This is a genomic window from Komagataeibacter sp. NFXK3, from assembly GCF_054182245.1.
Genome location: NZ_JAPIVJ010000004.1, coordinates 230,712 through 253,929, shown reverse-complemented (window position 1 = coordinate 253,929; position 23,218 = coordinate 230,712). Strand labels below are relative to the sequence as shown.

Sequence of the window (23,218 nt, the reverse complement as noted above, 5' to 3'; positions counted from 1 at the left end):
TCAAATCAAACCATTGTTAAAAAATAACAGATTGCAGATTACATTTTTCGCTTCCGGCATATCAGTGAATCAGGAAAAGCTTCAAAGAACGCGGGCTTTTGAAAAAAGAGGGCCTGCAGAAAACTTTCTTATGATTGCCGGACGTGTTCCGGGCTGGCGTTTCAGGCGGTCTCTTAGAATATTTTTAATTCTTTACGCCGATATTTTTCCTCCATGTCAGTTTTGGTGCTGTTGCCTTGCCGGAACTGGATTTATGCCATGGGGGGAAGAAAATGTCTGGTGGCCTAACCACGGGTATGAGCCGTTCCAACAGGGGCAGGTATGACAGGGGCGGCGTGTTCCCCAATGGCGCCATGACAGGCGCAAGATCCACGCCGGAACGCGAGGAAGCCGCATCCGCCGCGACAACCCATGATGCCGATCTTCACCTGATGACCGACCAGGGCGTCACCCTGCGCAAGATGCGCGAGGCCAATCGCTATGCGGTCTTCATGCTGCCCCCCGGTGTCGGCACGGTGCGGGTCATGTCGCGCACCGTCCGCCCGGTTGGCATGCCGGGGGCCTGCGGCGATGAGTGCCGCCCGCGTGGCGTGCTGGTCCGGCATATCAAGCTGTTTGAAGGCACCGTGGCCCGCCATATCGTGATGCATCTGGCCCAGAAGGCACCGGCAGGATGGCATGAGAATTTTTACGCGCCCCGCCCCGAACCCTGCCGCTGGACGGATGGACAGGCGCTGCTGCATCTCGGTCCGCGCCACCCCGGCATGCTGGGCGTGCTGTGCCTGGAGGTTCTGGCCGGAGGGCCATATGGGGTGGCGCCTGCTGGCAGCACGGCAGCAGATCACCCTTGCCTGAACCCGGAAGCGGCTGGAAAGCCAGTCCAGCAGTAACAGGAAAGATCCGGTAACACTTTTTTTCAAAAACACTTCGGGGCCGTCGCTAATAGCAATAAAAGGCGCGGACCCCACACGATCCAGGCACTGTTTTCAGGCACGCTATGAAGCGGCGGGGCAGCCACTCTCGAAGCCCGCCAGGAAAATCTGCACCGCACGGTGAAAGCGCGGGCGCATGCCCTGCTCGCTCCATGCGCGCTCGGGCGCGCAGGCCAGGCTTTGCAGCATCAGCTCGCCTATGGTCATGCCAAACAGCATGTTGCTGTACATCGAAATATCCTCAACCTTCCGGTTGTGTGCCCGCACGTAGCGGTCGAGCCAGGTGGTGAGCACATTGTCCTTTCCGCCCGCGCGCAGGCTGCCCAGGATCTGGCGGATGTCTTCCGATTGTGGTGATTCGGTAACGAGTGCCCGGATCAGGCTGATGCGGTCAGGCCGCAGGATCACGCCGCCAAGCCGCATGAGCAGTTCGGTCAGTTCCTCCACCGGGTCGGCCATGTGCAGGCATTTGCCGGGGCTGACATTGAACAGCCTGCTGCTGACCAGCGTGTGGAACAGGTCCTGCTTGGAATGGAACATGAGGTACAGCGTGCGCTTGGACATGGCGGAATGCTGGGCCACCTTGTCCATCGAGGCTGCATGATAGCCGCATTTCTGCAACACTTCGCTTGCCGCGTCGAGAATGCGCTCGCGGCGTTCGCATTCCTCCATTTCCGGGGGGCGACCGGGGCCGCGGCGCGGGGTATCACAGTTATCATGCATGGGGCCGTGTCCTTCCCGTCTAATCTTGCTCATTCGTAATCTGCTCCGGCCATTTTTGAATGGGTGCCCTGCTTGACCGCCTTATGGAGACGATATAGTTTTCCATTCATTGAAAACCAAATGGTTTCCTTATTTGGCTTTCCTATGGCGGCCATGTGCGGCAAACAGCACGGACGTGATTCAGAAACATTTTTAGATTACGGCCCTCAAGCCGGTTGGTGACCATGATGCAATATTCCCGTGTCGTAGCCCCGGCGGCTCTGATGCTTGCCCTGGCGGGGTGCCAGAAGCATGCCGCCCCCCCCAAGATGCCGCCCCAGCCCGTCACGGTCATGACGCTCAAGGCCGCCCCGGTGGAGATCCACACCCGGCTTCCCGGCCGCACCGAGGCGTTCGAGATCGCGCAGGTGCGCCCGCAGGTCAGCGGCGTCATCCAGAAGCGCCTGTTCGTTGAAGGCACGGACGTGCAGGTGGGCCAGCAACTCTACCAGATCGATCCCAGCATCTACCAGGCGGCGGTGGACAGCGCGCAGGGCCAGCTGCTGCATGCGCAGGGCAGCGAGGTCACGGCACGCGCCAAGCTGAACCGCTACGGGCCGCTGCTCAAGGCCCATGCCGTGAGCCAGCAGGAATATGACGATGCGCTGGCCGCCGAGCGCGCGGCCCAGGGCGATATCCTGACTGCGAAGGGCCAGCTCGAGCGCGCCACGGTCGATCTGGGCTACACCCACATGAATGCCCCGATCACGGGCCGGATCGGCCGCTCCATCCTGACCGTGGGCGCGCTGGTCACCGCCAACCAGACCAACAACGTCGCCATCGTCACCCGGCTTGACCCGATCTACGTGGATGTGAACCTGCCCGCGACCGAGCTGCTGCGCTTCAAGCGCGAGCTGGCGCAGGGGCGGCTGACGCGCGCGGGCGACAATGCCGCCTCCATCAGCATCACGCTGGAGGATGGCACGACCTACGAGCATTCCGGCAGCATGGAATTCTCGGAAGTGAACGTGGATGAAGCCACCGCCACCGTCGTGGTCCGCGCGGTCATGCCCAACCCCGAGCGGCTGCTGCTGCCGGGCATGTACGTGCATGCCCAGCTGGCCGAGGGCCTGGACCCCAGCGCCCTGCTCGTGCCGCAGCAGGCCGTGCAGCGCAACTCCCACGGCGACCCGCAGGTATGGGTGGTCGACGGCGATAACAAGGTCAGCCTGCGCGCCATCACGGTGGGGCAGGCCATCGGCACGGACTGGCTGGTGACCGGCGGGCTGAAAAGCGGCGAGCGCGTGGTGCTTGAGGGGGTGCAGAAGATCCACCCCGGCGACACCGTAACCCCGCAGGACGCGGCCGAACCGGCCAAGGCAGGATAACCCCCCATGTCTCTGTCGCGCTTTTTCATTGACCGGCCCGTTTTCGCGTGGGTGATCGGGCTGATCATCATGCTCGTGGGCGGGGTGTCGATCTTCCGCCTGCCCATCGCGCAGTATCCCTCCATCGCACCGCCCCAGATCGCCATTACCGTGACCTATCCGGGTGCCTCGGCCGATACGGTGAACGATACGGTGGTGCGCCCCATCCTGCAGCAGATGTTCGGGCTCGATCACCTCGAATACATTTCCTCGCAGTCCTATGCCTCGGGGCAGATGGAAATCGACCTGACCTTCGCGCAGGGCACCAACCCCGACATCGCGCAGGTGCAGGTGCAGAACAAGCTGCAGCTCGCCCAGCCCAAGCTGCCGCAGGAAGTGACCGCGCAGGGCCTGAGCATTACCAAGGCCGTCAAGAACTTCATGATGGTGCTCGGCTTCATCTCGACCGATAACAGCATGAGCGGCGCCGATATTGCCGATTACGTGGCCTCGAACATCTCCGATCCGCTCAGCCGCGTGACCGGCGTGGGCGACCACACGCTGTTCGGCGCGGAATACGCCATGCGCATCTGGCTCGACCCCTCGAAGCTGTACAAATACGGCCTGACCGTGGGCGACGTGCAGACCGCGATCCAGACGCAGAACATCCAGGTTTCATCGGGTGAGCTGGGCGGCGTGCCGGCGGTGAAGGGCGCGCGGCTCGATGCGACCATCATTGGCCCCACGCGCCTGCGCTCGCCCGAGGAGTTCGAGAAGATCCTGCTCAAGGTGCAGCAGGATGGCTCGCAGGTGCGCATCCGTGACGTGGCCCGTGTCGAGCTGGGGCCGCAGACCTACAACACCCATTCCTACTATAACAACATGCCGGCATCGGGCATGGCGCTCAAGCTCGCCCCCGGTGCCAACCAGCTCCAGACCGAGAATGCGGTGCGCGAGCAGATCAAGGAACTCGAGCAATTCTTCCCGCCGGGGCTCAAGACCGTCTATCCGCTCGATACCGAGCCCTTCATCGTGCTGTCGATCAAGGAAGTGGTCATTACGCTGATCGAGGCGATCGCGCTGGTGTTCCTGGTCATGCTGGTGTTTTTGCAGAACTTCCGCGCCACCCTCATCCCCACCATCGCGGTGCCGGTGGTGCTGCTGGGCACGTTCGGCATCCTGGCCGCCCTTGGCTTTTCCATCAATACGCTGACCATGCTGGCTATGGTGCTGGCCGTGGGCCTGCTGGTCGATGACGCCATCGTGGTGGTGGAAAATGTCGAGCGCGTCATGACCGAGAAGAAGCTCTCCCCGCGTGATGCGGCCCGGCAATCGATGGACGAGATCTCGGGCGCGCTGGTGGGCATCGTGCTGGTGCTTACCGCGGTGTTCCTGCCCATGGCGGCCTTTGGCGGCTCGACGGGGGTGATCTACCGGCAGTTCTCCATCACCATCGTTGCGGCCATGTGGCTTTCGGTGGTGGTGGCCATGGTCATGACACCGGCCCTGTGCGCCACCATGCTCAAGCCCGGCACGCATGAAAAGACCACCGGGGCCGCAGGCTGGTTCAACCGCCATTTCGCGCGGCTGACCACCTCATACAAGAACGGGGTGGGGCGCGTGCTGGGGCATGCGGGCCTGTCCATGCTGGTGTTCGTGCTGATTACGGCGGGCGTGGGCTGGCTGTTCATGCGCCTGCCCTCAGGCTTCCTGCCCGATGAGGACCAGGGCCTGATCTTTGGCCAGGTCACCATGCCCGCCGGGGCCACGCTGGAGGAGACGGCGGCCGTCAACCGCAAGGTTGCCGAGTACGTGCTCAGGACCGAGGGCAAGAACGTCGAATCCGTCTATTCCACGAACGGGTTCAACTTCGCAGGGCAGGGGCAGAGCGCTGGCGCCTTCTTCATCCGGCTCAAGGACTGGGATGAGCGGCCCGCCGCCAGCCAGACCTCATCAGCGATTGCCATGCGCATCATGATGCATTTCTGGACCGACCCGGTCGCGCAGATCTTTGCCGTCAACCCGCCCGCCGTGCTGGAACTTGGCAACGCCACCGGCTTCGACCTTGAACTCGAAGACCGTGGCCACCTTGGCCACACCAGGCTGCTCGCCGCGCGCAACATGGTGCTGGGCATGGCCGCCAAGGACCGCCGCCTGACCGCCGTGCGCCCCAACGGCATGGAAGACGCGCCGCAGTTCCATCTCGATATCGACCGCGAGAAGGCCAATGCGCTGGGCATCACCATTGCCGACATCAACACCACCATCGAGGGGGCGCTGGGGTCGATCTATGTCAACCAGTTCCTGCGCGATGACCGCGTGAAGCAGGTCTACATCCAGGGTGAGCCCGATGCGCGCATGATCCCCGATGACCTGAACAAATGGTATATCCGCAACGCCACCGGCGGCATGGTGCCGTTCAATGCCTTCGTGTCCGGGCAGTGGATCATGGGGCCGCAGAAGGTCGAGGACTATAACGGCCTCAATGCCTTCGAAATCCTTGGCCAGCCCGCCGCAGGCTACAGTTCGGGCGATTCGATCGCTGCGATGAAGGAGATCCTGGCCAAGCTGCCTACCGGCGTGGGCTATGAGTGGACCGGGCTTTCGTTCGAGCAGATGGCCTCGGGTTCTTCCACCGGCCCGCTTTACGCGCTGGCGGTGATCGTCATCCTGTTCTGCCTGGCGGCGCTGTACGAAAGCTGGGCCATTCCGTTTGCCGTGCTGCTGGTCATTCCGCTGGGCGTGCTGGGCGCGATCGTGGCCACCCTGCTGCGCGGCATGGCCAATGACGTGTATTTCCAGGTGGGGCTGCTGACCACGGTGGGGCTGGCGGTGAAAAACGCCATCCTGATCGTGGAATTCGCCAAGGCGTTTTTCGAGAACGGGGCGACACTTGAGGAATCGGTGCTCGAGGCAGGCCGCGAGCGCCTGCGCCCCATCCTCATGACCTCCATCGCCTTCGTGGTGGGCGTGTTTCCGCTGGCCATCGCCTCGGGGGCGGGTTCGGCCGCGCGTGTCGCGATCGGCACGGCGGTGGTGGGCGGCATGGTGACGGCGACGTTGCTGGCCGTCTATTTCGTGCCGCTGTTCTTTGTGGTGGTGCTGCGCCTGTTCCGCGTCAGGCGCCTGTCCGAGCGGACCAAGGGAGCGTAATGCGATGACCGTTCTCCCCACACTCAGGCGGGCGGGTGCCGCAACGCTGGCGGCCATGCTGCTGGCGGGCTGCACCATGATCCCGCATTACAAGCGGCCCACCCCGCCGCTGGCCAAGGCATGGCCCGCTTACGCCACCACGGGCGATGCGGTGGCCGAGAACCCGCTCGCGGCCAATCTGGGCTGGGCGGAATTCTTTACCGACCCCCGGCTCAGGGCGCTGATTGCCATCGCCATCCGGCAAAACCGCGACCTGCGGGAGGCGGCAGCCGACATCCGCCGCGCGCAGGGCCAGTTCGACATCCAGCACGCCAGCCTGTTCCCCGCCATCAGCGGTGGTGGCGAGGCGATGTTCCAGGGGCCATCGGATGCAGCCGGCCTGAGCTTTGCGCCTGGCCTCGATACCGGCAACCCGCCCATGTTCAAGTATTACCAGATGGGCATTGGCGTCTCGTCGTATGAGATCGACCTGTTCGGGCGCATCCGCAGCATGTCGCGCGAGGCGGCGGAACATGCGCTGATGCAGCGCGAGAATGCGCGCGCCATGCTGATCAGCATCATTTCGCAGGTGGCCACGGCCTATGTTTCATGGCTGGGCGACCAGGCCTCGCTGCGCCTGTCCGATGAGACGATGGCCTCGCAGGAAGCCACGCTGGAGATGGTCAAGGCCCGTTTCGCCCATGGCGAGACCGACCAGATGACCCTGCGCCAGACGGAAACACAGGTGGCGCAGAGCGGGGCCTTCCGTGATGAATCGCGCAGGCATGTGCGGCAGGATGAAAACCTGCTGACCATGCTCATCGGCCAGCCTATTCCTGACAACCTGCCGCCTGCCAGCCCGCTGGGGCAGCAGACCATCATGCAGGACCTGCCGCCGGGCCTGCCCGCCGAGGTGCTCGAGCATCGCCCCGACATCATGGCCGCCGAGCATGATCTGCTGGCCGCCAATGCCGATATTGGCGCGGCCAAGGCGGCGTTCTACCCGCGCATCACGCTCACCGCATCCGATGGCATCAGCAGCCTGCAGCCGCACAAGCTGTTTACCTCGGCTGCGACAACATGGGGCGTGTCGCCGCAGCTGCAGGTGCCCCTGCTCAACTGGGGGCAGAACAGCGGCAACCTGAAGGCCTCGCGCGCCATGCGCGCCGTCAAGGCGGCAGCGTATGAAAAGGCGGTCCAGTCCGCCTTCCGTGAAGTGGCGGATGCGCTGGCCGCGCGTGACACCTATCGCGATGAGACGGGGCAGATGGACCGGTATGTCTCGACCTCGGCCGATGCGTACAGCCTGGCCATGATGCGCTACAGGGCGGGGACGGATTCCTACCTCACCTCGCTGGTGTCGCAGCGCACGCTGTTGCAGGCGCAGCAGTGGCAGATCTCGATTGCGGTATCGCGCTACCAGAACCTCATCACCCTCTACCGCGCCCTTGGCGGCGGCTGGACGGAACATACGCCCGTGCCGGCGCCACCCAAAGGGCAGAAGGTGACCGGGAAGGGGTAAGGGGGAAGTTTCCGGGTGCCGCCTTTTTTGAAAAAGGCAGTGTTCTTTCAAAGCTTTTTGAAAAAGGCTTCATCAGAAACTTTTGTCCTTAGTCCAGATGGTTGCCGCTGCGGCCCTGCTTGATGCGGCTGCGGTGTTTCTTGTTATCCACCCGCTTGCGGCGCTGCGTGCGCGAGGGGCGGGTGGGCACGCGGTAGGCCTGCACGTGGCTGGCCTCGGCAATCATTTCATGCAGGCGGGCCACCGCATCCTCACGGTTGCGGATCTGGCTGCGAAAGCGCCGCGCGGTCAGCACGATCACGCCATCCGCCGTCATGCGGCTGCCCGCAACCGCCACCAGCCTGCTCTTGATGCGGGCGGACAGCGAGGGAGAATTGCGCGCATCGAAACGCAACTGCGCCGCCGTTGCCACCTTATTCACGTTCTGCCCGCCCGGCCCCGAGGCCAGGATGTAGGTCACATGTAATTCATCATCGGGGATGGTGGGGGGCGGCATGGCGGTTTACGGTCCTGAAGGGGGGCAGATGCGGCATCCGCCTATGGGCCGCCCTGCGTGGGCGGCATTGCTGCACGGGCTGTTTGCTATCACCATGCCCGCCACGTGATGACAAGAGCGGAGAAGCATAATCATGAACGATCAGGCTGAAACGGACCAGTTGCGCAAGGCGCTGGCCCAGGCGGCGGGCGATGCGGCGCAGGCCAAGGTCATGCCCGTGGTCAAGATGATCGCGGCCCAGCAGATCGTTGTCATGGACCTCATGCAGATGCTTGTCGAGGCGAAGGTGCTGCATGGTGATGAAATCGCCGCCCGCATGCGCCATCACATCGAACATACCGATACGAAGGACATGGCCGCGCGCGCCCTGTTCGAGCAGGTGCGTGCCCGCTTCGCATCGACCACCCCAAAAACCTGATTTGCAAGGAAGGTGTTACATGGCCGATCATCCTCCCGCCCTGCGGGCAGAAATCGTGGCGCTGAAGGCGGAACTCGCCCGCCTGCGTGAAGAACTCGCACAGGCCCGCAAGACCATACAGGACCTGAACCTGCAACTGCGGCGTGATGCGTCACGCCCCACCACGCGCTGAATGCGCCCGCCCGAGGGAGAACCCGCCATGAAAGAGGAACGCGACGCCGCAGGCCGGGCCGTGGTCTACCCCACCGTAAGCTGCGGGGCGGAGGCCGTGCAGGATTCCATCGTGGTGATGGACCTGTTCATGGCCACCGCACCCGAGCACATGCCCAAGGGTGACAGGCGCGTGGTGACCGTGCTGCCGCCTGAACTTGCCCTCAACCTTGCCGGGCAGTTGCGCAAGGCCGCCGAGCGCTGTCAGGCCGCCCGCGCGCAAAAGCAGGACAGTGCCTCAACCCCCGCGACCTGACAGCGCCCGCATGCCGCCATAGCGCAGGTTGACCGCAGCCTGCCCGCCCTGCACGGTCGGGATGGTGAGGGTGTTCTCCAGCCCGCTGCGCATGGCCTTTTGCGAGGCCATGTGCACGATGCCCACCGGCGCATGCGGAAAGAACAGGTTGGCCAGCGTGCCCGTGGCCTCATCAAGCAGCCAGGGGCCGATATAGTTGTGGCTGTTATCGAGAAAGGTTACGGGCAGGCCATCGATATATACGGCCAGCGCAATGCAGAGCTGGTCCTGTGTGAAGGCCATGTGCCGCCGGGGCAGGATCCGCGCCTGCCACTGGCGCAGCACCGGCCAGATGGGCGCTTGGCGGTGCAGGCAGAATACGCCCGCATTGAGCAGCGGCTTGGCCCCGATGCGCTTGCGGATGGCAAATGGCAGCCGGGCGCGGGTGGCGTTTTTATACAGGAACGAGCGGATCTGCATCCAGCCGGGGCAGATCCAGCGCACGCCCAGCAGGTTGGCCAGCTTGGCGCCAATTTCAGGCACGATGGCAAGGCTCTGGCCCTGTGCCGCGGCAAACATCCGTTCCAGCGCCTGCCCGTCCTGCACCCATGTATCGGCATCGAGCCACAGGATCAGGTCAAAATCGGGCAGCATCTGGTCAAGCCACAGCTTGCTGATGTTGATGGCAAGGTTCGGCCGGCTGGCCAGTGCCCGGCGGGGCGCGTAATCGGGAATATGGGGTGCCAGCCGCCGCACGCCCTGCGCCTGCAACACCGTGCGCTGCCCTGCCGTCATGCCGCAGTCGATCACGGCGATGGCCGTGTCGGTATGGTCGCGGATGGAGGCGATGAGTTCGGCCACCAGTTCAAAATAGGCGTGGTCGCACCCGGTTACGATAATGCGGCGGACAGCAGGTGTCTCGGGGCGGGCAGGCGGCGTCATGGCCGCATATAAGCACAGGACGGTGTGGGCGGAAATACAGGGCTTTTTTCAGGTTCTGGTACCGGCAGGCGGCTGGCGGTAACGCGCGCTCAGCGCAGGGTGGCGAAACGCCATGATGGCGCGCAGGCTTTCATGCGCCACCCATGCCTCGTTGGTGGTGCGTGAATTGCCGTGCACGCGGTAGCGGCACAGGATCTCGGGCACGTAGGCGGCCTGGAAGTCGTGGTCGATGAATTTCAGCCAGAAATCGTAGTCTTCCCAGCCTTCGTCAATATGGCTGTAGCCATCCACCGCCACCCACGCCTCGCGACGCAGCAGGGCCATCACGTCCACGTAGTTTTCACGCACGATCTGGGCGGGGTCCCATATATCGGCCGAGCCGATGCGCTGTTCCTTGCCAAAATATTCAAGCTGGCAGTACGTGGCGTCAAACCCGCCATCCACCGCCGCCGCGTGCAGGCGGGCAATGGCGCGGGGATAGATCATGTTATCCGCATCCATGACAAACACGAACGCCCCCGCCGCATGGCGGAACGCGGTGTTGCGCGCGGCTGACGGGCCAAGGTTGCGCGTATGCACGACCAGGGTGCAGCGCCAGAAACGCGCGTGGTTTTCCTCCATCCACGCGGTGATCAGCGCGACCGAATCATCCTGGCCCGAGCAGTCATCCACCACCACCAGCTCAAGGGCCGGGTGGGTCTGGGCGGCAAGCGAGTCAAGCGCTTCGATGATGTAGCGGCCATAATTGAAGTTGGTCACGCACAGGCTGACCAGGTCGGCAGGCTTCCTGCGGCGGTGCCTGAAGGTGAAGGCGTCCTGTTCGGTCGCCATCCAGGGGGCAGCGATGCTCATTCTTCCGGTGTGCTCCATACATGGGCGATAAAGTCGCGGATGCGCGTGCAGCATGCCCGGTTGCCCGATGGCGTGCCGATCAGTTCCAGGGCGCTCTGGCGGATGGCCTCGGCCTTTGCCTGCCCTTCCGGCGTGCGGGTGAGCCATTCGACAAGGTTGGGGATATGGCGGCCCGTTTCCTCAAGGAAATGCTCGCCCGCCCGGAACACCGGATGCGGCAGGCACGGCTCGGACACCACTACCGCCCCATTGGCCATGGCGCCCTTGACGATGCGGTGCCATTCAAAAAAACCGTAATCATCGCGGTGGATGTTCAGCGCGATGCGTGAATGCCCCGCCACATGGGAGGCCAGGCGCGAGAGCGGCCTGTCTCGCGGGCTGGTATCGATGGGTGTCGTGAACTTGCGGTAGTAGAAATAGGTGCGGTACTGCGCGAAAAAACCGGCATTGCGGGCAAAGAACTTCTCGCGGTGGGCCGAAAGGCCGCCAAAAAAGCTGATATCCAGCCCACGCTCCGCAAAAGGCGTGGCCGGGTCGGGGCGCTTGCGGCACGCAGGCGGCAGGATGCGCACCATGGGGTGCTGCATGTCGTCTTTTTCCAGATAATCCCGCGTGGCGCCGATCGTGGGGGTGAAATGGATGGCGGGCAGCCCGGCCTGCCGGAAGCTCTCGGCCATCTGGTGGCAGATATCGATCACGCCCGCCGCCATGAGCATGAAGGGCAGGCCGCGCTCGAACCACAGGGTCTGGGGCTGTTCGGTATTGAACATGATGGCATCACGGATGATGGCGCCCGTGGCCCAGTCCCGCCCGCGCCCGAGATGGAAGAACTCATGCGGGGCGACGAAAATGCACAGCGCGGGCCGGTCATCGATGCTGGCGGTCTCATCAAGCAGGCGGCAGTCCAGCCCGCCGTCGCTCAGGCTGCGATGCAGGTCGGCCGCGATTTCGTGGATGAAGACATTCCCGGCTGAATTGTAATAGACGCCGATGCTTTCGGGCACCGGGCCGCCGGGGGCGAGGTAGTCCGCATCATCCAGCCCCTTTGCCGCGCATAGCGCGCCCAGCGTTTCCGATACACGCAGCGGGCTGAAGATGCGCCGCCCTTCGGGCACGCCATACAGCAGGGCGTGCTCGGCCATGTCCGTCATGTCGCGGTCGAGGTCGCGGTTGCTGTCATGATAGGCGCCGGGTTCGAAAAACGGCAGTTGCTCCAGCGTGCGCACGCCGATGCTCAGGTCCTCGAGGTGGAAGCGCGTGAGCAGACCCTGGTGGGCCACATGGCAGCCCGCATGCGTGTGCAGGAAGTGGAGGAAGGGGTTGCGGTTGCGCGCCCCCGCATCGGGGTGCTGGATCAGGTAGGCATCGGGCCGGAAGTTGCGGTTGGGCTGCCGCCCTTCACGGTAGCCGTATTTGACGTAGTGCAGCAGGGGATCGAGTTCCGATCCGGCCACATCGGTATAGGTGGCGAGATAGAAGGCGGCGTCGAACTGGCCGGACTCCCTGATCTGCTGGAGGTCCTGTTGTTCCGTGGGCGTCAGTGTCAGGAGCAGGTCCGCGGACAATGGCTCTTACCTTGGCTGGGGGCATCATGGGGTGTGCTGGTGCACATCCCTCCTGCTAGGGCACATCCCTTAAGAATTGATTATTGCAGGCGCGGTTTTTGGCGCCGGAGCGCGGGTTGCGGGCCGTATCCTGTACCGTGCAGTCATAAAAGCCCGGTTATGCGGGCCCGCCTGCCATGGCCCGGCATCGGGATCGGGCTGCATGTATCCGTTATTATCAATCATGATGGATATGGTATCGGGCGCAGCCAGAAGGGCCACGGCATGGCGCAGGGGCGGAGGGCAGGGGGCAGTCCTGTGCATGCCCGTGGCATGACAGCTTTGCCGCCCTTCTGTTATCATGGCGGCTGGAAAAAGCGGTGCCACCCGGTGTGGCGGGCCATCAGGGCCCGGCGCATGGGGCTTTCGGGCCCGGTAGGGGCACAGACAGGGAGATCGGGTGCATGTATCCGGCCCAGATGGATGAAGATAAGGGCCTGCGGGCCTTTGCGCGGCGGCACTGGTGGGCCTGCATGAGCGTGCCGGTGCTGCTGTGCCTGGGAACGGTATTCGCGCTCTACCTGCACTGGAGCGCGCGCAGCGAGACGGATTTTGCCCAGCACAACATCCTGATCAAGCATTCGCAGGAGGAGGCGGCCTTCGCCCAGCAGCTTGCCATCGATGACCAGACCATCATCAGGGACCGCAAGGTCTTCCTTGACTTTACCCGCGCGGACTTTGCCCGCATCGCCCCCCCCGCCCAGATGACGTGGCTGCTGAAGGAATACGCCAAGTTCGATATCAGCCGCGTCAAGGTCTATGATGGCCATGAGACCCGCCCCTTCACGCCCACGCCCTGTTCGGTCGCGCTGTGCTTCGTGCCCATTTTTGTGGAGGAACTGCATGATGATCCCCTCCACAACAGCAAATACATCCAGGTTGGCGCGCTCGAGGACATGTCCCATACGCTGATTGTCGATGCCGAGCAGTTCTGGCGGCTGCGCAAGCTGGTCCTGCGCATAGACGCCATCCTGTTTGCCGATCAGCGCGAGCAGATGAATGCTTTCGAGAAGGCGATGCAGCTGCGCGCCTCGCTTGACGTGCTGCGCGCCGATGCCCAGAAAATTCATTGAGCGTGCGTTTTAAAAACAGGGCGCTGATCACAATTTCCGGCGGCCGGCCCCGTGCGGAAAGGCAGCACTTCATCCACGCTTCCCCAAAAAAGGCGCGCCCCAGAACTTCCTTCATTTTTAAACGCTTTGTAAATATCCTGCGTCCCGTTTCCCTTCAGGAGTTTCCATGACCGCTACCCTCCCGCATCCTGCCCCATCCGTGGTTCCGGTTATCCTGTCAGGCGGGAGTGGCAGCCGGTTGTGGCCTGTCTCGCGCAGTGCCTACCCCAAGCAGTTCTGGCCGCTGGTCTCGCAGCGCACCATGGTGCAGGAGACCGCGCTGCGCAGCCATGGGCCGGGTTTCAGCGCGCCCATCGTGGTGTGCAACAACGAGCACCGCTTCATCATGGCCGAACAGTTGCGCGAGGTGGGCATAACCGCGCCGCGCATCCTGCTTGAGCCGGTCGGGCGCAATTCTGCCCCCGCCATTGCCGCCGCCGCCGTGCTCGCGGCCGAGACCGACCCCGATGCGGTGCTGTGGATCATGGCCGCCGATGCCGCGATGCAGAAGCCGCAGAACGTGGCCCCGGCACTAGCGCTGGCGGCACAGGTGGCGCGCGCCGGGCGGATCGTGACCTTCGGCATGACCCCCACGCGCGCCGAGACCGGCTATGGCTATATTGAAAAGGGGGCACCGCTCGCGGGGTATGACGGCGCCTTCGCGGTCGAGCGGTTTGTTGAAAAGCCCGATGCGGCCAATGCGGAGCGCATGTTCGGCTCGGGGCGCTTTTTGTGGAATTCGGGCATGTTCGTGTTCACCGCCCGGACGCTGTTGCAGGAGATGGAAAAATTCGAGCCTGCCGTTCTCGCCGCCGTGCGCGAGCGGCGCTCCGACATCGATTTTGAGCGGCTGGACCCCACCGCCTTCGCGGCCTCGCCCGACATCTCGATCGATTACGCCGTGGCCGAGCGCACCGACCTCATGACCGTCATCCCCGGTGATTTCGGCTGGTCGGACGTGGGCAGCTGGGATGCGCTGTGGGAACTCGGCCCGCAGGATGACGCGGGTAACGTGGTCAGTGGCGACGTGGTGCTCAATAACACCACCAACAGCTACGTGCGCACCGATGGCGTGCTGACCGCGGTGAGCGGGGTGGAAGACCTGCTTGTGGTGGTCAATGAGGATGCGGTGCTGGTCACCCACCGCCAGCATGCGCAGGATGTGAAAACCATCGTGGCCCGGCTCAAAAAGGCCAACCGCCCCGAGGCCACCGCCCATCGCCGCCGCTACCGCCCCTGGGGCTTTTATGAAACGCTGATCATGGGCACCCGCTTCCAGGTCAAGCGGATCGTGGTGGAGCCTGGGCAGATGCTGTCGTTGCAGAAACATTATCACCGCGCCGAGCACTGGGTGGTGGTGGAAGGCACGGCGCTGGTTACGCGCAATGAGGAGGAGATCCTGGTGCGCGAGAACGAGAGCGTCTACCTGCCGCTGGGTGCCACGCACCGGCTGAAAAACCCCGGCCGCATTCCGCTCACGCTGATCGAGGTCCAGTCCGGCCCGTATCTGGGCGAGGATGATATCGTGCGGCTCGAGGATGTGTACAGCCGCGCCTGACGGGTGCCATGGCAGGTATTAGGGGTTCATATTTCCTTCATAAAACTGTCATGGACATATCATTTTCATTACGGATGTTAATTTTTTATTCTCCGGCCTGTCGGCTGCAAGGCCAGACGCGTCTGTATTCTTCATGTCGGAGAACATGAGTATTATGTCCTTTCCTGCTCGAATGCTTACCTGTGCCCTGCTGGCAAGCGCCCTGCCCGTCATGGCCCATGCTGCTGACATTACAGGGGCCGGTTCCAGCTTCGCCGCGCCCATCTATGGCGCCTGGGGGGCGGATGCGCGGAGTGCTGCGGGCGTCAACCTGAATTACCAGACCGTTGGTTCCTCCGCCGGGCAGAACCAGATCCTGGCGGGCACGGTTGATTTTGGCGCCTCCGACGTGCCGATGGATGCGCAGAAGCTGGAAAACGCCCACCTGTTCCAGTTCCCCACGGTCATGGGCGGCATCGTGCCGGTCATCAACCTGCCCGGCATTGCCGCCAACCAGATCCAGCTTGATGGCCCCACGCTTGCCGCCATCTATCGCGGCGAGATCGAGCAGTGGAACGACAAGCGCATCGCCGCCCTCAACCCCGGCTTGAAACTGCCTGATACGGCAGTGGCCACCGTGCACCGTGCCGATGGCTCGGGCACGACGGCGGTGTTTACCGGCTATCTGGCCCGTGTCTCGCCCGAGTGGCGCGAAGGGCAGGGTAGTGGCGCTTCCATCGCCTGGCCCGGCGGCATTGGCGCGCGTGGCAATGATGGGGTGGCCGCCTCCGTGCGCAATACCGAGGGCGCGATCGGCTATGTCGAATATGCCTTCGCCGCCAACGCGCACATGGTCACCGTCAAGCTGAAGAACCACAGCGGCGCCTATGTCGCCCCTGATATGGACAGCTTCAAGAGCGCTGCCGAGGCCGCGGACTGGAAGGACGCCTCCCACTTCGCCGTTGACCTGCTCGACACGGCGGGTGCGGGTGCATGGCCGATCGTCTCGCCCACCTATGTGCTCGTGCCGGTGCCCACCGCCAAGGCCGAGCATGGTGCCGCCGTGCGCAAGTTCTTTGGCTACGCCCTCAAGAGCGGCGATGCTGCGGCCTACAAGCTCGACTACGTAACGGTTCCCGCCACGGTCAGGACCGAGATCCTGCGCCAGTGGGACAGCGCTAAATAACACTCCCGATATAGTAACGACATAACAGAACCGCCCGGTTTCCGGGCGGTTTTTCTGTATGGTCAATTGTCATAAAACCTTCATGAAACTGTATTGGAAACATAACACACAAAACTGTGTCACGCCCTTAAATGAACCCATTCTTCATTACGGAATGGTTAATATGATTCGCCGCTCAGCTGCTTCACTGTTGCTTGGTTCCTCCGCCCTGTGGGGGCGTGCTCCCTTCAGTCAGCTCATGCGGCATCGGCGTCCGATGCTGCCCAGATTCAGGCCCTGCAGCGCGAGATGCAGGAAATGCGGCGTGAAATGTCAGGCCAGATCAGCGTCCTGCGCCAGCGCCTTGCCCGTGCTGAAGTGCACGCCCCCAACACCGCCGCCGCCAATGCGGCGCAGGCCCGCCGGGTTGCCGCCGCCAATGGCCAGCCCCTGCCCGAAAGCTACGCGCGTGACATCCATATCGGTGGTGACACCGGCACGGGCAGCAATTTTGGCAGCGCGATGCAGAAGGCCGATCTCGGCACGCCGCCGTCCGACCGTGGCGTGTCTTCCTCCTGGTCTTCCTTCCGTGCCGCGACGGAAAAGGAAGAGGCGCTGCACCTTGGTGGCATGATGGTGGGCTTCCCCGGTGGGCGTCCGACCATTTCATCTGATGATGGCATGTATGCCATGTCCATCGGCCTTGCTTTCCATGAAGATATCGGTGGCTTCATGGGCATGTCCCCGCGCCGGGGCGAGGCGCGTGGCGATTTCTCCAGCCTGGCCGAAAACGCCCGCCGCCTGCGTATTCCCATCTCGTTCCGTTACAAAAATTGGATCGCGAACATTACGCCTGATTTCGGTAATGGCACGGGCGATGGTTCGACAACGCTGTATGAAGCCAACCTGAACTATGCCGGCTTCCATAACACGGTCATCACCGCCGGTTACTTCCAGCCGCGCGTGACGGAAGAAGACTCCGAAAGCTCGAACGAATTCGAGATGATGGAACGCCCCGCCATTACCGATATCGTGCGTAACATCGCCGCAGGTGACGCGCGCATGAGCTTCGGTGCGCTGCATTATGCCAAGCGCTGGTGGATTGCGGGTTATGTGACCGGCCAGAGCTATGGCAGCCGTGGCGGCTCGCCTGAAAAGGTAACCGGTGTCAACAGCTACACCGGCATTGCCGACAGCCAGAGCGGTGCCACCTTCCGCGTGGCGGGCCGTCCCTACATGTCGAAGGATATCGACGTGCATGTTGGCCTGTCTGGCATTACCGCATTCAAGGTTGCGGAGAATGGCGGTTCGCGCAGCTACACCTTCTCCGAAGGGCCTGAAGTCAACCTGACCACCACCAAATTCCTCAGCACGACGGTGGGCAACGTGGGCAGCATCTGGTCGGCTGGTCCCGAACTCGGCTTCCGCTGGAAGCGCCTGGTGCTGAAGGGTGAATACTACCACATCGGCGTGACCCGTGGTGATAACTACGGTGCAAGTGCCGCCAACCGTGGCTCCGTCAATTTCCAGGGTTACTATGGCGCGGCCAACTACACCCTGTTTGGCAAGGCCCGTAGCTACAACATCAAGGAAGGTGCCTTCGCCGCTCCGGGTGTTGACCATGCCTTTGACCCCGCCCACGGTTACTGGGGCGCGCTGGAACTGTCCGCCCGTTACAGCGTAGCGGATCTGGACAGCGCACTGGGCACCCCCGGTGGTATCCGTGGCGGGCAGCAGACGGTCTGGTCGGCAGGCGTGAACTGGTATCCCAACCGGCATTTCCGCTTCATGCTTGACTTCAACCACATCATCGTCAGCCGCAACAGCGCGCTGTATGACCTGTATGGCCGTGATGGCAATTCCGTCGCCGGTCGTATCCAGGCTGCTTTCTAACAGCCTTCGGGGTGCCGCCATGCTTCATGCGGGCGGTGTTTCCTGAAGTTTTGAAAACAGCCATACACAGACGTGTTCGTGAATTTCAGACTGTGCCGTGGGTGTTTTACGCCGCCTTCAGGTGACCACGGCAAGCCGCATTGAAGGGGGCATTGCGCCCTCATGGTTACGCAACGGGCCGCATGGTGATGCCATGCGGCCCGTTTGCATTCATGTGGTCTGCGTTCAAATATTAACGGGGCAGGGGCTTACGGGAGTGCGAGAGGCATGTCGGTTATCATGCCCCCCTGCAACAGGGTGGAGAGCTTGCCCATGGCCTCGCTGCGGTCCACCGATTTGCCGTAGGGCATGTTGGGCCGCAGGCGCTCCTCCAGCCGGGCCACCGAGCCACGGCGCGGCCAGGGGCGGCGCAGCAGTTCTTCCACCAAAGCCGGGTGCCGCCACGGAATGTCGATCCACGCGGAGGCGTTGCGCACGCTATCGGCTTCCGCGCGCAGTATCTGCGGAAACAGGGCCACGCGCGCGCGCGTGCCAAGGTCCAGCATGTCGGGTGAGGTCACGGCAACCTGCGTGCCGCGCACATGGCGCAGCAGGCTGCGGATCAGCGTTGTGCCATTATGGCACAGATGGCCGATCTGGGTCAGGCGCGGGTTCATTTCGATGAAGTGATAGGTGCCTGTCCTGGCGCAGCGCACAAAATCCAGCCCGAAAAAGCCCGAAAGCTGCAGGCTGCGGCATGCCACCCGTGCGGCGTGCTCCATATCCGCCGCCTCGGTAATTTCAATGACCGTGGCCGCCCCCGTGCGCCCCTGATAGGCCACCACGTTCGCCCCCAGCGTGGCAACGACCTCGCCGCGCCAGCATGCCACCATGATATTGGCGGGCATGCCGCTGACATGCGCCTGCGCCATGACCGGCATGGGGCGGCGGCTCGAGGCCTCCATGAAGGAATAGATGTCGCGATCGGCCAGCAGCACGCGCAGCGCGCAGGCCATGCGCGCGGGCTGCGACAGGCGGCGGAAGGCGGCCATGGCCTCGGGCGCGGTATCGGCAATGACCACGCCCGATCCGCCCCAGCTCCGGTCGCGCTTGAGCACCCACGGGCCGGGCGTTTGCGCGCACCACGCGCGCAGGTCCTGCGCCGTGTCGAGGGAGGCCGCGGCAGGGGTGGGCACGCCTCTGGCCCGGAGCGCATCGATCAGCTTGAGCCGTGTTTCGGCATAGCTGAAGAATTCAGGCTGCCCGAGCGAGCGCGTGATGGTTTCACGGCACAGGCGGCCCGCTCCGGTGCCGGGGTCGGCCTCGGCATAGGCCTGGTGCAGGGCCAGCACCACCCGGTCATCGGCCGGCACGATCAGGTCGGGCCTGATGCGGGCCACGGCCTCGGCCAGAACGGCGGGGGCGGCAAAATAGGGGTAGCGGCTGAAGCTTTCGATGCCATCAAGGCAATGCAGCGAGTGCCCCTGGGGGCAGATGGCATGCACCGTTACCCCGCTTTCGATGAATTCCACCGCCGCCCGCGTAATGGCGGACCACCAGACGGAGGAGACGATCAGAACTGTAAAATCGTTTTTCATGGGTCGGGACTTTCCAGTTCAGGTCATGGCGGCCATGACCGGCAGGGGAAGCATTACGGGGCGAAAGCCGGCTGCGCGATGGGAGCAAGGGCGCGTTGGCGCCTGAACCGCGCCGTCAGCCTGCGGGCGGTAAAGCGCGCGCCCCACGCAAAGCGCAGCAACGGGCCAAAGCTGCCAGCCGCCATCGGGCCGATGAAATACAGCCCCGGCACGCTGGATTCGAAGTGGCGGGACAGCGCGGGCATGTTGTCTTCCGTGCGTACGGCGTGCGCCAGCGCCGGATCGATAAACGGCAGCCTGTCAACGGCAACCTGCACGCCGGTGCCCAGAAAGACGTGGTCCACATCCGCCGTGCGGGTCAGGCCGGTCTGTTTGTCGCGGAAGGTCAGGTGAATGGCGCCCTCGTGCATGGTAGCGGCGGTGAGTTCCACATTGAGCCAGATCGGCACCTTCTCGCGCACGACCTGCCCGGTCACCCAGCCTGCGGCGGGCCCGAGATGCCCGCGCGTGATGCGCAGCCGCAGGCGCGCGGGCAGCATGTGGAATACATCGGGCAGGTCACACGCCATGCGCGAGCGCCAGCCCGTGCCAAGGCCGGAGAGGGGTTTCTTGATGCGCGTGACCAGCCGCCTGAGCGGGCTGAGCTTCTGTGGCGGGTTGTTGATCCATATCTTGGGCCGCCGGGTGCAGATGAAGGTCTCCGCCCCTGCATCATGCAAAAAGCACGCCGTATCCACCGCTGATGACCCCGCCCCGATCACCGCCACGCGCTTGCCCGAGAAACGGGCGAACTCCGTCTCGTCGAATGTGTGGCTGATCCGCTCGCGCGGCAGGTCGCGCACGACGGGGGGCAGGTAGGCGAAATGCTCGATGCCCACCGCCAGCACCACGTTGCGCGCCATGACGCTCTCGCCGTTTTCCAGGCGCAGCGCGAAGCCCTCGCCCGCGCGCGCAAGCTGCGTGACCAGGAAAGGCCTGAGCTGGGGCACGTGGGTTTTCTGGAACGTCTCGCCATATTCCCGAAAGACTTCAGCGGGGATGGGCACACCCGTTGGCGCGTAAGGGTAGCCTCGCGCACGGCAGAACTGCGCCAGCGTGGACTGCCGCGCAGGGTCGAACAGATCAAGCGCGAAGCCTTCCGCCTTGAGCCGCAGGGCAGCGGGCACATGGTCGCGCCAGAACGCCATGGGCCGCCCGAAAATACGGAAATTCACCCCCCTCTCGCGTAGATGCGCCGCAAGGGAAAGACCATAGGGGCCAGCCCCTATAATGGCGATATCGGTATTCATCAGTAATCCACCAGCCTGTAGGTTCAAAGTACGAACGGTGATCAGTAAAAGTGTGGAGACGTGAATCTGTATTGGGCATTCATGACAGATGCCGATGTGCTTTTGCACGGGAAACAGCGGTTTACGTGTCAGGACGAAGGCCGCGTCATGATCTGGCCATACGTTAACCATACATTTACCCCATGAAAGACAACAATCGTAAAAAGATGAATATATGTAATAGATACGTGATCTGGCAAAAATAACACAGTTAACAACCGTAAACCGTACGGTTTATAGTTTACACGTCATAGTTGTGAATAAATAAATAATATGAAGGGAACTTTTATGCTGCTTCCATACTTCGCGTGCGCGCGTTCTGGTATTGCACAGGATAAGGCATGCGACCAAAAGGCACGGATGTCAGCCCGTTACCCGTAAAGAGGACAGGGAAAGCAGGAGAAATTTTTTAGTGAAGCTGTTTTCGAAAAGCTTCAGGTAATGCGGCCTTCCTGACAAAAAGGGATGCTGCGTCTGAACCGTTATCATTTCCAGTCAACACATTGTTTTAAAACTTTTTATTGTTGAGGACGTTGCCATGTGGCTGCTGTGGGGAAAACCTTTGTCCCCGGTGGCCAGGCGCAAGCGCCTTTTTCGCGTTCCTGTCACGTCTGCGCGCCCATGTGTCCATCAGGTGCGCTGCCGGGGATTGTATCGATCATGCAAGATTTGTCCGCATGAAGACGCTTTCCATCCGCGTGGGTTGTAGCGGTGATGGGTTGCGACATGCAGCATGATGAAGTCCTGCATGCCATGCGTGTTCCGCGCCTGGCATGCGGGGGCGGGATGGACGGAAAGGTGCTTTTTTCAGTTCGTGCAGATGCTGCTCCACCATCTGCGGGAGCGCCATAAATAAAGTTTGAAATAAATCATCAATAAAAAATAATAAAACTTTCTATCATGTCCCTTTCTGGTAGAAAGTGGCGGTTTTTCATGATTTTTCAATGTTTCAGCAGAAAGCTGTCTTTATTTTTGGATATGATGACGGCGAGTGGTATATGGATGTTTTTTATTTACTGTTTAAATTCTATGTGATGCACTTTATTTTAAACATTTATTTAAAGTATTAAAAGGATCTGTATTATTTATAAATGATGGATTGGCATATATTGACATATTTCAATGATTCCATAGATATGAATTCCACATTTCTGGTTTAAGGATTTTTTGTACCATGAAGCGTCTTGCAATATTAGGGTCCGGTATGGTCATTCTGGCTCTTGGCGGATGTCAGAGCCACCCGCAGATAGTACATGACAAATACACTGGCGCCACGGCCTGTGTTTCGGGCAAGCATACGGATCATCCCGGACTGCTCCAGACATTGAATACCATCGCGACCTATGTGCAGGACAAGGGATATGCAGTGGGCATTGAATATAACTCATATAACCGCCTGTCGCCTGAAACCGTGTGGAGCGACGGGCATCAATACACCTATAACGACCTGGGATCGGACGCCCATGCCTGTATGGGCGCGGGTGGCTGCCTGATTGATGAACGCGGTGCCATCAAACTCTCAAAGGACGAATTCTACCAGTTTGCCAAAACGGGGTTCGATTTCAAGATTGTTGGCTACCATGGCGCGGTCACGGGGCATATGCCTGCATTGACTTTCCAGAGCGTTATCGATCAGTGCCCCGATGCGGGCAGTGCATCCGGCAGATAATATCATCCAAGCCTGTGCCGCCGGGCTGGCCAGCCCGGCGCTGTCGCGGCCCATTGTTTGAAAGGGCCGAAATTTCCTAGGGAGGCGATCCTTGCTGGAAGGGGACGGAAAAGCGGCCTGAAAAAGCTTTTCCCTGCTCTTTGAGGTCATTCCTGAAAAAGAAGGTATGTCCGCGGCGGGATTCGAACCCACGGCCCCAGGATTCATACCACTTCGGCTTTCGCCGCCGCCATGGTCATGGCGTTCGTGGTCTGGACTGTCCCTTCACCATGGGCCGCGTGCGGCCTACAGGTGCTGCCCATCCAGTCTCTACACCTTGCCGGCAGGGCCGGCCTTGGCTCGGGATTGGCACGGCTTTCGCCAGAGCGTTCCCCGAATTTGAGCAGATCCGCCATGGGGTTTCCCGTCATGGCGCCCAATTTGAAAACCAGGAATCCTGTGCTCTATCCGGCTGAGCTACGCGGACATACTGCCAGCTTTCTAACCGAGCCCATGCCTGCGGGCAAGGTGTTTTGTTTGCACGGG

General features: G+C 62.2%; 19 protein-coding genes. 12 read left to right on the top strand and 7 right to left on the bottom strand.

The window, feature by feature from the left end; genetic code table 11:
• The first annotated feature begins 296 nt into the window (after positions 1-296).
• Complete coding sequence (locus tag OQZ28_RS06685; RefSeq protein ID WP_458135553.1) at positions 297-890, top strand: hypothetical protein; 594 nt, start codon at positions 297-299, stop codon at positions 888-890.
• A 105-nt stretch (positions 891-995) separates the two neighbouring features.
• On the opposite strand, the gene OQZ28_RS06680 is transcribed toward OQZ28_RS06685, so the two are convergent.
• Complete coding sequence (locus tag OQZ28_RS06680) at positions 996-1,655, bottom strand: TetR/AcrR family transcriptional regulator (RefSeq protein ID WP_242621822.1); 660 nt, start codon at positions 1,653-1,655, stop codon at positions 996-998.
• A gap of 224 nt (positions 1,656-1,879) precedes the next feature.
• Here OQZ28_RS06680 and OQZ28_RS06675 point away from each other — a divergent pair, with 224 nt between their 5' ends.
• Genes OQZ28_RS06675 through OQZ28_RS06665 form a run of 3 tightly spaced genes read left to right on the top strand, consistent with a single transcriptional unit; the run spans position 1,880 to position 7,655 of the window.
• A complete protein-coding gene (locus tag OQZ28_RS06675) occupies positions 1,880-3,022 on the top strand; it encodes an efflux RND transporter periplasmic adaptor subunit (RefSeq protein ID WP_458135552.1) in 1,143 nt (380 codons plus the stop codon).
• 6 nt (positions 3,023-3,028) lie between these two features.
• Entirely contained in the window at positions 3,029-6,154 is a 3,126-nt protein-coding gene (locus tag OQZ28_RS06670; RefSeq protein ID WP_458135551.1) for an efflux RND transporter permease subunit, read from the top strand.
• 4 nt (positions 6,155-6,158) lie between these two features.
• Positions 6,159-7,655 (top strand): efflux transporter outer membrane subunit, encoded by a 1,497-nt coding sequence (locus OQZ28_RS06665; protein WP_458135550.1) that lies wholly within the window; start codon positions 6,159-6,161, stop codon positions 7,653-7,655.
• A gap of 88 nt (positions 7,656-7,743) precedes the next feature.
• Here OQZ28_RS06665 and arfB read toward each other — a convergent pair whose 3' ends face one another.
• Positions 7,744-8,151 (bottom strand): alternative ribosome rescue aminoacyl-tRNA hydrolase ArfB, encoded by a 408-nt coding sequence (gene arfB / locus OQZ28_RS06660; protein ID WP_458135549.1) that lies wholly within the window; start codon positions 8,149-8,151, stop codon positions 7,744-7,746.
• A 133-nt stretch (positions 8,152-8,284) separates the two neighbouring features.
• Between arfB and OQZ28_RS06655 the strand changes: the two genes are divergently transcribed.
• The 3 genes from OQZ28_RS06655 to OQZ28_RS06645 are packed head-to-tail and all read left to right on the top strand — an operon-like array spanning position 8,285 to position 9,035.
• Positions 8,285-8,569, top strand: a complete 285-nt coding sequence (locus OQZ28_RS06655; protein WP_130731583.1) for a hypothetical protein — start codon at positions 8,285-8,287, stop codon at positions 8,567-8,569.
• Between the two features lie 19 nt (positions 8,570-8,588).
• Positions 8,589-8,741 (top strand): hypothetical protein, encoded by a 153-nt coding sequence (locus OQZ28_RS06650; protein ID WP_165399157.1) that lies wholly within the window; start codon positions 8,589-8,591, stop codon positions 8,739-8,741.
• 27 nt (positions 8,742-8,768) lie between these two features.
• Positions 8,769-9,035: a hypothetical protein gene (locus OQZ28_RS06645; RefSeq protein ID WP_165399156.1), complete on the top strand. Its 267-nt coding sequence runs from the start codon at positions 8,769-8,771 to the stop codon at positions 9,033-9,035.
• Here the strand turns inward: OQZ28_RS06645 and OQZ28_RS06640 are convergent.
• Genes OQZ28_RS06640 through OQZ28_RS06630 form a run of 3 tightly spaced genes read right to left on the bottom strand, consistent with a single transcriptional unit; the run spans position 9,018 to position 12,373 of the window.
• Positions 9,018-9,956, bottom strand: coding sequence for a glycosyl transferase (locus OQZ28_RS06640; protein ID WP_458135548.1), 939 nt, complete (start codon positions 9,954-9,956; stop codon positions 9,018-9,020). The genes OQZ28_RS06645 and OQZ28_RS06640 overlap by 18 nt on opposite strands.
• 48 nt (positions 9,957-10,004) lie before the next feature.
• On the bottom strand, positions 10,005-10,808 hold the full coding sequence (locus OQZ28_RS06635; protein WP_458135547.1) for a glycosyltransferase family 2 protein: 804 nt from the start codon (positions 10,806-10,808) through the stop codon (positions 10,005-10,007).
• Positions 10,805-12,373 (bottom strand): CgeB family protein, encoded by a 1,569-nt coding sequence (locus tag OQZ28_RS06630; protein ID WP_130731579.1) that lies wholly within the window; start codon positions 12,371-12,373, stop codon positions 10,805-10,807. The genes OQZ28_RS06635 and OQZ28_RS06630 overlap by 4 nt, the downstream gene beginning before the upstream one ends.
• 458 nt (positions 12,374-12,831) lie before the next feature.
• On the opposite strand from OQZ28_RS06630, the gene OQZ28_RS06625 reads away from it, so the two are divergent.
• The 4 genes from OQZ28_RS06625 to OQZ28_RS06610 all read left to right on the top strand — a co-directional run bounded on the left by OQZ28_RS06625 (position 12,832) and on the right by OQZ28_RS06610 (position 18,119).
• Positions 12,832-13,485, top strand: coding sequence for a hypothetical protein (locus OQZ28_RS06625; RefSeq protein ID WP_458135546.1), 654 nt, complete (start codon positions 12,832-12,834; stop codon positions 13,483-13,485).
• A 166-nt stretch (positions 13,486-13,651) separates the two neighbouring features.
• Positions 13,652-15,082, top strand: coding sequence for a mannose-1-phosphate guanylyltransferase/mannose-6-phosphate isomerase (locus OQZ28_RS06620; RefSeq protein ID WP_458135545.1), 1,431 nt, complete (start codon positions 13,652-13,654; stop codon positions 15,080-15,082).
• A 154-nt stretch (positions 15,083-15,236) separates the two neighbouring features.
• Positions 15,237-16,247, top strand: a complete 1,011-nt coding sequence (pstS, locus tag OQZ28_RS06615) for a phosphate ABC transporter substrate-binding protein PstS (protein WP_458135544.1) — start codon at positions 15,237-15,239, stop codon at positions 16,245-16,247.
• Between the two features lie 288 nt (positions 16,248-16,535).
• Complete coding sequence (locus tag OQZ28_RS06610) at positions 16,536-18,119, top strand: OprO/OprP family phosphate-selective porin (RefSeq protein ID WP_458135543.1); 1,584 nt, start codon at positions 16,536-16,538, stop codon at positions 18,117-18,119.
• Between the two features lie 248 nt (positions 18,120-18,367).
• Here OQZ28_RS06610 and OQZ28_RS06605 read toward each other — a convergent pair whose 3' ends face one another.
• Together OQZ28_RS06605 and OQZ28_RS06600 are read right to left on the bottom strand one after the other, a co-directional pair.
• Entirely contained in the window at positions 18,368-19,696 is a 1,329-nt protein-coding gene (locus OQZ28_RS06605; RefSeq protein ID WP_130731574.1) for an ATP-grasp domain-containing protein, read from the bottom strand.
• A gap of 53 nt (positions 19,697-19,749) precedes the next feature.
• Positions 19,750-20,985, bottom strand: coding sequence for an NAD(P)-binding domain-containing protein (locus OQZ28_RS06600; protein ID WP_458135542.1), 1,236 nt, complete (start codon positions 20,983-20,985; stop codon positions 19,750-19,752).
• 1,213 nt (positions 20,986-22,198) lie between these two features.
• Between OQZ28_RS06600 and OQZ28_RS06595 the strand changes: the two genes are divergently transcribed.
• A complete protein-coding gene (locus tag OQZ28_RS06595) occupies positions 22,199-22,693 on the top strand; it encodes a hypothetical protein (protein ID WP_458135541.1) in 495 nt (164 codons plus the stop codon).
• The last annotated feature ends 525 nt before the right edge of the window (positions 22,694-23,218 follow it).

Coding starts and splice junctions, on each gene's coding strand:
- OQZ28_RS06685 (WP_458135553.1), top strand. CDS start 297: ATGAGCCGTTCCAACAGGGGCAGGTATGACAGGGGCGGCGTGTTCCCC.
- OQZ28_RS06670 (WP_458135551.1), top strand. CDS start 3,029: ATGTCTCTGTCGCGCTTTTTCATTGACCGGCCCGTTTTCGCGTGGGTG.
- pstS (WP_458135544.1), top strand. CDS start 15,237: ATGTCCTTTCCTGCTCGAATGCTTACCTGTGCCCTGCTGGCAAGCGCC.
- OQZ28_RS06640 (WP_458135548.1), bottom strand. CDS start 9,956: ATGACGCCGCCTGCCCGCCCCGAGACACCTGCTGTCCGCCGCATTATC.
- arfB (WP_458135549.1), bottom strand. CDS start 8,151: ATGCCGCCCCCCACCATCCCCGATGATGAATTACATGTGACCTACATC.
- OQZ28_RS06625 (WP_458135546.1), top strand. CDS start 12,832: ATGGATGAAGATAAGGGCCTGCGGGCCTTTGCGCGGCGGCACTGGTGG.
- OQZ28_RS06595 (WP_458135541.1), top strand. CDS start 22,199: ATGAAGCGTCTTGCAATATTAGGGTCCGGTATGGTCATTCTGGCTCTT.
- OQZ28_RS06675 (WP_458135552.1), top strand. CDS start 1,880: ATGATGCAATATTCCCGTGTCGTAGCCCCGGCGGCTCTGATGCTTGCC.
- OQZ28_RS06680 (WP_242621822.1), bottom strand. CDS start 1,655: ATGCATGATAACTGTGATACCCCGCGCCGCGGCCCCGGTCGCCCCCCG.
- OQZ28_RS06620 (WP_458135545.1), top strand. CDS start 13,652: ATGACCGCTACCCTCCCGCATCCTGCCCCATCCGTGGTTCCGGTTATC.
- OQZ28_RS06650 (WP_165399157.1), top strand. CDS start 8,589: ATGGCCGATCATCCTCCCGCCCTGCGGGCAGAAATCGTGGCGCTGAAG.
- OQZ28_RS06655 (WP_130731583.1), top strand. CDS start 8,285: ATGAACGATCAGGCTGAAACGGACCAGTTGCGCAAGGCGCTGGCCCAG.
- OQZ28_RS06605 (WP_130731574.1), bottom strand. CDS start 19,696: ATGAAAAACGATTTTACAGTTCTGATCGTCTCCTCCGTCTGGTGGTCC.
- OQZ28_RS06645 (WP_165399156.1), top strand. CDS start 8,769: ATGAAAGAGGAACGCGACGCCGCAGGCCGGGCCGTGGTCTACCCCACC.
- OQZ28_RS06635 (WP_458135547.1), bottom strand. CDS start 10,808: ATGAGCATCGCTGCCCCCTGGATGGCGACCGAACAGGACGCCTTCACC.
- OQZ28_RS06600 (WP_458135542.1), bottom strand. CDS start 20,985: ATGAATACCGATATCGCCATTATAGGGGCTGGCCCCTATGGTCTTTCC.
- OQZ28_RS06610 (WP_458135543.1), top strand. CDS start 16,536: ATGCAGGAAATGCGGCGTGAAATGTCAGGCCAGATCAGCGTCCTGCGC.
- OQZ28_RS06665 (WP_458135550.1), top strand. CDS start 6,159: ATGACCGTTCTCCCCACACTCAGGCGGGCGGGTGCCGCAACGCTGGCG.